The sequence below is a fragment of the Streptomyces capoamus genome (assembly GCF_014654935.1).
GTDB classification, from domain to species: domain Bacteria; phylum Actinomycetota; class Actinomycetes; order Streptomycetales; family Streptomycetaceae; genus Streptomyces; species Streptomyces capoamus.
The window spans coordinates 219,232-227,723 of sequence record NZ_BNBF01000001.1; the positions used below are offsets into that span (position 1 = coordinate 219,232).

Annotated in this window: 6 protein-coding genes; 1 reads left to right on the plus strand and 5 read right to left on the minus strand. The window is 74.4% G+C overall.

Going from position 1 to position 8,492, the window contains the following annotated elements:
* Window positions 1–3 precede the first annotated feature (3 nt).
* The 3 genes from IE312_RS01070 to IE312_RS01080 form a co-directional block, all read right to left on the minus strand.
* Complete coding sequence (locus IE312_RS01070; RefSeq protein WP_189977380.1) at window positions 4–474, minus strand: DUF5709 domain-containing protein; 471 nt, start codon at window positions 472–474, stop codon at window positions 4–6.
* Window positions 475–945: 471 nt separating this feature from the next.
* Window positions 946–2,727 carry an ABC transporter ATP-binding protein gene (locus IE312_RS01075; RefSeq protein ID WP_189977382.1) on the minus strand — a complete coding sequence of 594 codons (1,782 nt, stop codon included), beginning with the start codon at window positions 2,725–2,727 and terminating at the stop codon, window positions 946–948.
* The gene (locus tag IE312_RS01080; protein WP_189977384.1) at window positions 2,724–4,529 is read right to left on the minus strand and encodes an ABC transporter transmembrane domain-containing protein; all 1,806 of its coding nucleotides are present in this window, start codon (window positions 4,527–4,529) and stop codon (window positions 2,724–2,726) included. The genes IE312_RS01075 and IE312_RS01080 overlap by 4 nt, the downstream gene beginning before the upstream one ends.
* 280 nt (window positions 4,530–4,809) lie before the next feature.
* Here IE312_RS01080 and IE312_RS01085 point away from each other — a divergent pair, with 280 nt between their 5' ends.
* A complete protein-coding gene (locus tag IE312_RS01085) occupies window positions 4,810–5,580 on the plus strand; it encodes a L,D-transpeptidase family protein (protein WP_229898821.1) in 771 nt (256 codons plus the stop codon).
* A 24-nt stretch (window positions 5,581–5,604) separates the two neighbouring features.
* Here the strand turns inward: IE312_RS01085 and IE312_RS01090 are convergent, their stop codons facing one another.
* Together IE312_RS01090 and IE312_RS38380 are read right to left on the minus strand one after the other, a co-directional pair.
* Window positions 5,605–7,770, minus strand: coding sequence for an N-acetylmuramoyl-L-alanine amidase (locus IE312_RS01090; RefSeq protein ID WP_229898823.1), 2,166 nt, complete (start codon window positions 7,768–7,770; stop codon window positions 5,605–5,607).
* Between the two features lie 261 nt (window positions 7,771–8,031).
* The coding region (locus tag IE312_RS38380) for a M1 family aminopeptidase (protein WP_268254271.1) at window positions 8,032–8,492 on the minus strand (461 nt) is incomplete at its 5' end.

Below are 8,492 nucleotides of genomic sequence, written 5' to 3' on the forward strand. Positions count from 1 at the left end.
GGCTCAGCCGGGGAGGGCGTCCTCGTCGACGATGTGCACCGCCGCCTCCTCGGCGGAGGCGGCGGCACCGTCGATACCGACGTCGGTGGCCACGAGGGCGGCTTCCTCGTCCTCGTGCGCACCCTCGTCGGGGGCCACCAGCCGGCCGGAGCGGAAGTCGCCGACCTCGTTGTCGAGGAGTTCCCCGTCGGTTCCTCCGCAATCGCCGATGCCGTCGCCGTCGGGCGGGGCGAGGTCCGGCAGTTCCTCTGCGAGCCGCTGGTCGAGGGTCTCGCCCGCCTGGCGCTCGGCCGCCGTCACCCCGATGTGCTCCACCGCCCACGGCCGCTCGGGAGGGGACCAGCCACGGTCGAGGGGCTCGGCGACGCCGTCGAAATCCAAGGTGTCCTCGACGTCGAGCACCCCCGAGTCCTCGGGGATCTCCGAGGGATCGGGCTGGTAGACGTCGTCCCCCCAACCGTCGGCGCTGTCCACGACTACCTCCAGGTGGTGAGGACGGCCGGGTGCCGCCCCAGCGGACGGCGGGCCGTCGGCACGCAGGGCACGGGATCATCCGCCCGGAGCCTCCTGGTTCCCGGACGCACCCCGCGCTGGTGCCGCTCTCCAGCCTTCCACCCCTGCTCGCCACCCCGCAACGCCACGGGTCCCGGCGGGCCGGTACGCCCCGCACCGGGTCGGCCGGCGGCGGTGGCGGAGCCCTGCGGCCAGGGCGGGCGGGCGCACCGCCCGGCCCCGGCGGACCGTGACGACGGGTCCCGTCGGCGCGGGCACCCCGCGTCCGCGCCGGGCGTCGGCCCACCGTCGTCGGCGCGGGCGGGCCGCGACCCCGTGGACCGAGGCGGCGGACGCCCGCCGGCGCCCGCACGTCCCGCGCCCCCGGCGAGTCGGGCAGGCCCGGTCACCCTCGGCGGCACGCCCTCTCGGCCGGCGCCCGGCAGGCCCGTCTCACCCGTGCCAGGAGCGCCACAGCGCCGCGTACGCGCCGTCGGCCGCGACCAGGTCGTCGTGGCTGCCCAGCTCGCTGATGCGGCCGTTCTCCACGACGGCGATCACGTCGGCGTCGTGGGCGGTGTGCAGGCGGTGGGCGATCGCGACGACGGTGCGGCCCTCGAGGACCCGGGCCAGCGACCGTTCCAGGTGGCGGGCCGCACGCGGATCCAGCAAGGAGGTCGCCTCGTCCAGCACCAGCGTGTGCGGGTCGGCCAGCACCAGCCGGGCCAGCGCGATCTGCTGGGCCTGCGCCGGGGTCAGCGCCAGGCCGCCGGAGCCCACCTCGGTGTCCAGGCCGTCGTCCAGCGCCCGCGCCCAGTCGTCCGCGTCGACCGCGCCCAGGGCCGCCCACAGCTCGGCGTCCGCCGCGCCGGTGCGGGCCAGCAGGAGGTTGTCGCGCAGGGAGCCCACGAAGACGTGGTGCTCCTGGTTGACGAGGGCGACGTGCGAGCGGACGCGTTCCGCGGGCATCCGGGAGAGCTCAGCCCAGCCCAGGGTGACCCGGCCGTCCCGGGGCGCGTAGATGCCCGCGAGCAGTCGGCCCAGGGTGGACTTGCCCGCGCCGGACGGGCCGACCAGGGCGAGCCGGGTGCCCGGCGCGACGTCCAGGGAGACCTCGCGCAGCACGTCGACGCCCTCGCGGTAGCCGAAGCGCACCCCGTCCGCGTGCACGACCCGTCCCTCGGGCGTCACCGAGGGGTCCCCGGCGTCCGGCTCGATGTCCCGGACACCGACCAGGCGGGCCAGCGACACCTGGGCGACCTGCACCTCGTCGTACCAGCGCAGGATGAGGTTGACCGGATCGACCAGCATCTGCGCGATGAGCGCGCCGGTGATCAGCTGGCCCACTCCGATCCAGCCGTGCAGCACGAACACCCCGCCCACCATGAGGACCGAACCCAGCACGAGGAGGTGGACCGTGTTGATCACCGGGAAGAGCACGGAACGGAGCCACAGCGTGTAGCGCTCCCACGCGACCCACTGCGAGATCCTCCGCTCCGACAGGGCCACGCGGCGGGCGCCGAGCCGGTGCGCCTCGATGGTGTGGCCCGCGTCCACGGTCTCCGCGAGCGCGGCGGCGACGGCGGCGTACCCGGCGGCCTCCGAGCGGTAGCCGGACGGCGCCCGCTTGAAGTACCAGCGGCAGCCGATCACCAGGACCGGAACGGCGAGCAGCACGGCCGCGGCCAGCGGCGGGGCCGTCACGACGAGGCCGCCGAGCAGCAGCAGGGCCCACACGACGCCGATGGCCAGTTGCGGCACGGCCTCCCGCATGGCGTTGGCCAGGCGGTCGATGTCGGTGGTGATGCGGGAGAGCAGGTCACCGGTGCCCGCCCGCTCCAGCACCCCCGGCGGCAGCCCGACGGACCGGACGAGGAAGTCCTCGCGCAGGTCGGCCAGCATCCGCTCGCCGAGCATCGCGCCCCGCAGCCGTACCTGCCGGACGAACCCGGCCTGCACCACCAGGGCGAGCACGAACAGGCCGGCGGTCAGGCCCAGGTGCAGTTCCTCCGCCCGGTCCGTCACCCGCTCGACCAGACCGCCGAGCAGGTACGGGCCCACCATGGAGGCGATCACGGCGGCCGTGTTGACGGCGATGAGCAGCAGGAACGCCCGGCGGTGCCGGCGGAACAGCTCGGTGACGTAGGTCCGCACCGTCGCGGCGCCGCCGACGGGCAGGGTGGTGGCGGTCGTCGGGGCCGCCGGGTCGTGCGCCGGTGGCGCTACGCCGATCATGCGCTCTCCTCGATCTCTTCCAGCTCCTGGAGCGCGTCCAGCAGGATGCCCTCGTCGGCCGCGGACAGTTCCTCGTCGGTCTCCCGGGTCACCACGGCGCGGTACCGCGGCTCGCTGTCGACCAGTTCCCGGTGGACGCCGACCGTCACGACCTCGCCCTCGTGCACCAGGGCGACCCGGTCCGCGCGGTCGAGCAGCAGCGGGGAGGAGGTGAACACCACGGTCGTCCGCCCCGACCGCAGCCGGCGCAGCCCGTCCGCGATCCGGGCCTCGGTGTGCGAATCGACCGCGGAGGTCGGCTCGTCCAGCACCAGCACCTCCGGGTCGGTGAACAGCGACCTGGCCAGGGCGAGTCGCTGGCGCTGGCCGCCGGACAGGGAGCGCCCGCGCTCGGTGATGCGGGCGTCCATCGGGTCGGCGGCGTCCAGCGAACCCTGCACGAGCGCGTCCAGCACGTCCGCGCACTGTGCCGCCGCCAGCGCGTCCGCGGCCGGCACGGTCCCGGAGGCGGGCACGTCGAACAGGTCGCGCAGGGTGCCGGAGAGCAGCACCGGATCCTTGTCCTGGACGAGGACGGCGGTGCGGGCGCTGTCGAGGGGCAGCTCGTCCAGGGGCACTCCGCCGAGCAGCGCCGACCGGCCCGGCTCCGCGGGATGGCCGCCCAGCCGTTCGGCCAGCCGGCCCGCCGCGTCCGGGTCACCGCACACCACCGCGGTGAACCGGCCGGCCGGAGCCAGCAGACCGGTCGCGGGGTCGTACAGGTCGCCGCCCGGCACCTCGGCCTCGCGGAGACCGTCGGTGGCGGTGGACCGCTCCAGCGCGAGCACCCGCGCGGCGCGCTTGGCCGAGGGGCGGGAGAAGGAGTACGCCATGGCGATCTCCTCGAAGTGCCGCAGCGGGTAGTTGAGGACCATGACCGCGCTGTAGACGGTGACCAGTTCGCCGACCGTGATGCGGCCCTGGCGGGCCAGATCGATGCCGTGCCAGACGACGGCGATCAGCAGCAGCCCGGGCAGCAGCACCTGGACGGCCGAGATCAGCGACCACATCCGGGCGCTGCGCACGGCGGCGTGCCGTACGTCCTGGGAGGCGCGGCGGTAGCGGTCCAGGAACAGCTCCTCGCCGCCGATGCCGCGCAGCACCCGCAGTCCGGCCACGGTGTCCGAGGCCAGTTCGGTGGCCCGGCCGGCCTTCTCGCGCTGGTCGTCGGCCCGGCGCGTCGCCCGGGGCAGCAGCGGCAGTACCGCGAGGGCCACGACGGGCAGGCCCACGGCGACGATCACGCCGAGCGCGGGCTGGTACACGAGCAGACCGACGCAGACGACCACGACCGTCAGCGCGGCGGCGGTGAAGCGGGAGACGCTCTCGACGAACCAGCCGATCTTCTCCACGTCCCCGGTGGAGACGGCGACCACCTCGCCGGCGGCCACCCGCCGGGTCAGGGCGGAGCCCAGGTGGGCGGCTTTGCGCGCCAGCAGCTGCTGGACACGGGCGGCGGCGGTGATCCAGTTGGTGATGGCGGCCCGGTGCAGGAAGGTGTCGCCGAGGGCGATACCCACACCGCAGAGCAGCATCAGACCGCCCGTCAGGGCCAGCCTCCGGCCGGAGCGGTCGACGGCCGCCTGCACGGCGAGGCCGACGCAGAAGGGCAGGGCGGAGACGGAGACGAAGTGCAGCAGGCCCCAGGCGAGTGCCTTCAGCTGCCCGCCCAGCTGGTTGCGCCAGAGCCACCACAGGAATCGGGGACCCGAACGCGTGTCCGGCACGCCCGGATCGGGATACGGAAGGTCTTGAATACGCATGACGTCCCAGTGGCTCGTGTCAGTGGAGGGGAGACGGAGGGGCGGGGAAAGAGGGGAGGACGGCGGCGGAAGACCGCGGGGAGCGGCAACAAGCCGTGAAAGGTTCGCGTCGCGACGCGGGGAATTTCAAACGGTTTTTCTCGACGGCCGGGGAAATCCGCCCAGTTCCGGCCACGGCCGCCGCCGGCCCGCCCGTCAAGCCCCCACATCCTCGTCACCCGCCACGGTGAGCGCCCTAGAGGAGGCGCCGGCAGCCCGGGGGTGATGACAGCATGGGCGGGTGCAGATCGACACCGTGCGACGCGGGAGGGTCGCGGCGGCGGCCCTCGGTACCTTCCTCGCCACGCTCTCCGCCTGCGGCAGCCCGGCCCCCACGCACGGCCCGCAGGGCGCCCACGGCCTGAGCGCCTCCACGGCCGCCGCGGACCCGGCCCGTATCCCGGGCATCGGTGACCGCCTGTACCGGCGGATCCCCGCCGGCTCCCGCCAGGTCGTGGCCGTGTACGGCGAGCGCCGGGACTCGGCCGTCTCCCGGGTCGTGCTGTACACGCGGCAGGGTGCCCACTGGCGCACGGTGGGCGAGTGGCCCGCGCACAACGGGCGCCGCGGCTGGACCGCGCACCACCACGAGGGCGACCAGCGCAGCCCGTCCGGCGTGTTCACCCTCACCGACGCGGGCGGTGTGCTGGCCGACCCGGGCACCAGGCTGCCCTACGACCAGGCCCGGGCCTACGCGCCCCCGGCCGAGTGGGACGAGGCGCACCAGCACGACTTCGACTACGTCATCGCCATCGACTACAACCGCGTCAAGGGCACGCCGCCGCGCGACGCCACCCGCCCCTGGGGCACGGACAGGGGCGGCGGCATCTGGCTGCACATGGACCACGGCAGCGGTACCTCGGCCTGCGTCAGCGTCTCCAGGAAGGCCATGGAGGTCCTGCTGCGCACGCTGGACCCGGCCGGCCGGCCGGTGGTGGTGATGGGGGACAGGGCGGCCCTCACGGATCAGGGGCGGCCCCGGACCGGTGGCGGGCCGCCCCCGTCGCGGTGACGGGTTTCCCGGGCCTCGACGACGCTACCGCCCGGCGGCATCCGCCGGGTGTCCCGGGGCGCCGGCCGCGGCGGAGCCCACCACGTCCACGTCGCTCGCCCGGACGTAGGCCAGCCGGTGGCCGAACTGGATCTCGTAGTACCGCTCCCGGCCCCACACCACAGGGTTGGGCGTGTCGCTGAAGGACTTCGCGGTGTAGGAACTGCCGACGCCGGCCTGGGTCACGTACCGCTGGCCCGCGAGGAAGCCGTACGGCAGCGGGGACGCGGTCGGCTCGTCCATGCCGTCGGGGTAGGCCTCCTCCTCCGGCAGGGCACGCCCGTACACCGGGACCTCGTCCAGGCCCTCCTTCGGCGTGACCATGCGCCCGGCCGCGCCGACGGCGGTCGGCTGCTTCCGCGGGTTCTTGAACCAGGCCTTCCGCCCCTGGAACCAGATCGCCGTCCAGTCGCCGCTGCGGTCGGCGACCGCGAAGGTCTGGCCGGCGGACACGCGCGATCCCAGGTCGTTGACGTCCACCGTGGAATCGTCGCCGTCCGGCTTGCGGCCGGGGTCCTGGATCAGCGCGGCCTTCTCGTCCGGGGCGGTGTACAGCCGGACGGCGCTGGAGCCGTGCGGCCGACACGGTGAACCACTGCCGCCGCAGCCGGTGAAGGGCGGTTTGTGCTTGCCGTAGTCCGGCAGGATCGTCACCATGTCGCTGTCGGGTCCCGCCGTGGCGCGCAGCGGTGCGCCGAGGAGGTCGAAGTAGTGCCGCCAGTCCCAGAAGGGGCCCGGGTCGTCGTGCATCTCGGGGATGGTGTCGGCGGTCGGAGCGGGCACGTTGTCGTGGCCGAAGATGTGCTGCCGGTCGAGCGGGATGTCGTATTTGGCCGCCAGGTACCGCACCAGGCGCGCCGAGGAGCGGTACATCCGCTCCGTGAACCAGGTGCCCGGCTGGGTGAGGAACCCCTCGTGCTCGATGCCGATGGAGCGGGCGTTCACGAACTGGCTGCCGGAGTGCCAGGCCTCGTCCTTCGTCCTGATGTGCTGGGTGACGTGACCGTCGCTGGAGCGGATCGAGTAGTGCCAGGACGACTCCGTCGGGTCCTGCACCGTCTGGAACATGCTCGCCAGGCTCGCCTCGGTGTCGTGGATGACGATGTACTCGATCGGCTGGTCCCTGGGCCGGTCGGCCAGGTCGTGGTTGCCGTAGCTGTCGCCGATCTCCTCGTACGGCGCGCCGAGCCAGTCGCAGGCCAGTTCGGCCGGGCACTCCACCTGCTTCGGCCGCTGCGGACCCTGTGAGCGGGGGGCGCGCGGGTGCGGCTGCAGACCCGGGGTGGCGGGCAGGGTGACGTCCTGTCCCTCGGCGGTGGTGCGGTGCGCTCCCCGGCGGATCAGGGCGAAGACGTCGTCGGCGTACGCCGCGGCTGACGCGACGTCACGGGTGCCCGGGAAGCGTGCCACCGTCTCCCACCAGTCCGCCGGGTTGGCGCTCAGGGGTTTGCCGAGTTGTCGTTGCGTGGCGGCCAGCAGGGCCGCTCCGCCGCGGATGTTGGCGACGGCGTCCGTGCGCAGCCGGCCGGCCGGGGCCTCGATCAGGCGCGCCGCGTGCTGCAGGTCCGCCGGCTGCACGGCATGGCCGACGGCATCCCCGGGGGACGCCTCGGTACCTCCGGCGGGCGCCCCGGTACCCCCGGCGGGCGCCCCGGTACCCCCGGCGGGCGCCTGCGCACCTCCGGCGGGCGCCTCCGCGGCCCCTGTTGAGGACCCGACGGCCCCTGCGGAGGACCCCGCGCCCGGCGGAATCGAGCCCGCGGTCTGCGCTCCCGATCCCGCCGTACCCGTACCCGTACCCGTAGCCGCCCCCGCGGCCCCTGCCCCGGAGTCCGCCGCCCCCGCCGCACCCGTGCGCGGCTGGGGCGTGTCGGCGAGCGGGGCACGCGGGTCGAGCGTCGGCGCGGACCGCTTGACGCGTTCCATGTCCACGAGGTGCATCGGCCCGAAGCCGCCCGTGACGCTGGGCGAGCCGGGGTGCGAGTCCCAGCGTGACTGCATGTACGACACGCTCATGAGCACACTGCGCGGTACCTGGAACTCGCGGGCGGCGTCCGTGAAGGCGTCCTGCAGACGCCGGTCCGCCGCCTCGTCGGCGCCGGACGTCGGGAGGATCAGCAGCGGCGGGAGCAGAGCCGCCCCCGCGATCACGCAGGCCGTCAGACGGCATCTCCGGACGGCCGCGGGGACATGTGCAGAAACGGTTCTTCTCATCGCAGAGGCTCTCCCAACCACGCTCGCTCGCGACCAGGACAAAGGAGTTGCCCGTGGTGCCACCCCTCGTACGTTTCCGTGCCCCGCGCGCCGTGTCGTGGCGAGCGTCACCGGGGTGGACCAGCGGCCCGGCAGAGGCCACCCGGTTGGTGGCAGTGACTCCGCTGCCCGGGGCAGCCGCGCGTGGCCGCACGCGGCTCACTCCTCGACCGGGTCGGGACGCCAGTCGGGGTGCCCCGGCATCGGCGGGGTGCGGGGGCCGTGCAGCCACGGTGTCAGGAACGGGCCGAGGTCCTCGCCCGCGACCCGGGACACCAGGCGGACGAAGTCCCGGGTGCCGGCCGCCCGGCCGCGGTACTCGGTCACCCAGGCCCGCTCGATCCGGTCGAACGTCTCCTCGCCGACCTTCTCCCGCAGCGCGAACAGCACCAGCGCCGAACCGTCGTACCGCATCACCTTGAACAAGGTGTCCCCGGTGGGCTCGGCGGGTGCTCCCTCGTCGTGCCGCCACTGGTCGTGCTGCTCGTACGCCGCCCGCATCACGGACTCCAGGTCCGCACCGCCGTGCTCGTCCGAGTAGAGCCTTTCGTAGAAGCGGGCGTGACCCTCGCTCAGCCACAGGTCGGACCAGCGCCGGATGGCGACGCTGTCACCCGTCC

Coding starts and splice junctions, on each gene's coding strand:
- IE312_RS01075 (WP_189977382.1), bottom strand. CDS start 2,727: ATGATCGGCGTAGCGCCACCGGCGCACGACCCGGCGGCCCCGACGACC.
- IE312_RS01080 (WP_189977384.1), bottom strand. CDS start 4,529: ATGCGTATTCAAGACCTTCCGTATCCCGATCCGGGCGTGCCGGACACG.